Source organism: Mesorhizobium sp. M7A.F.Ca.CA.003.01.2.1, from assembly GCF_003998945.1.
GTDB classification, from domain to species: Bacteria; Pseudomonadota; Alphaproteobacteria; order Rhizobiales; family Rhizobiaceae; genus Mesorhizobium; species Mesorhizobium ciceri.
The window spans coordinates 1-711 of record NZ_RZRA01001514.1; the positions used below are offsets into that span (position 1 = coordinate 1).

2 protein-coding genes are annotated in these 711 nt (G+C 64.1%); both read left to right on the forward strand.

The genetic code is table 11. The features are described from left to right. Positions 1–462 (forward strand): group II truncated hemoglobin (locus tag EN969_RS33870; RefSeq protein ID WP_127419909.1); only part of this gene is annotated, 462 nt, incomplete at its 5' end. A gap of 29 nt (positions 463–491) precedes the next feature. Further along, positions 492–711 (forward strand): putative glycolipid-binding domain-containing protein (locus EN969_RS33875; protein ID WP_206525359.1); only part of this gene is annotated, 220 nt, incomplete at its 3' end.

Sequence of the window (711 nt, forward strand, 5' to 3'; positions counted from 1 at the left end):
CTCTACGAATGGGCCGGCGGCAGCGAGGCTTTGAACCGGCTCACCCAGACCTTCTATGACAAGGTGGCGCAGGACCCGATCGTCGGGCCGGTGTTCAAGACCATGTCGCCGGATCACCCCGCCCATGTCGCGGCCTTCATCGGCGAGGTTTTCGGCGGACCGAAGACCTACAGCGAGCAGTTCGGCGGCCACCGCGAGATGGTCATGCACCATCTGGGCAAGCATCTGAGCGAAGAGCAGCGCCGCCGCTGGATCAGCCTCCTGGCCGATGCCGCCGACGCGGTCGGCCTGCCTGACGATCCGGAATTCCGTTCGGCCTTCATGGGCTATGTCGAATGGGGATCGCGCCTGGCCAAGATGAACTCCAATCTCGGCGAAACCTGCGATCCGCAGACGGAACCGATGCCGGCCTGGGGCTGGGGTGTGCCGGGCGGCCCCTATCAGCCACCGGGTACAAACTAGCGTCCAGTCGCCATGGAGGTGTTGGGCTGATGCCGGAAGATGTGAAGATCATACGTTGGCGCGAGTGGGACGGACCGGGTCTCGAACATTTGGTGCTGCAGGAGCGGGCAGGGGAGGTCTCGGCCGACTCTGTCGCAGTCTGCTCCGGGCAAACGCCTTTTGCCGTCCGTTACCGCATCGTTTGCGATGTCGGCTGGCACGCCAGGCGTGTCGTTGTCGATATGATCGGTAGCGGCCGCACGCTTGTTC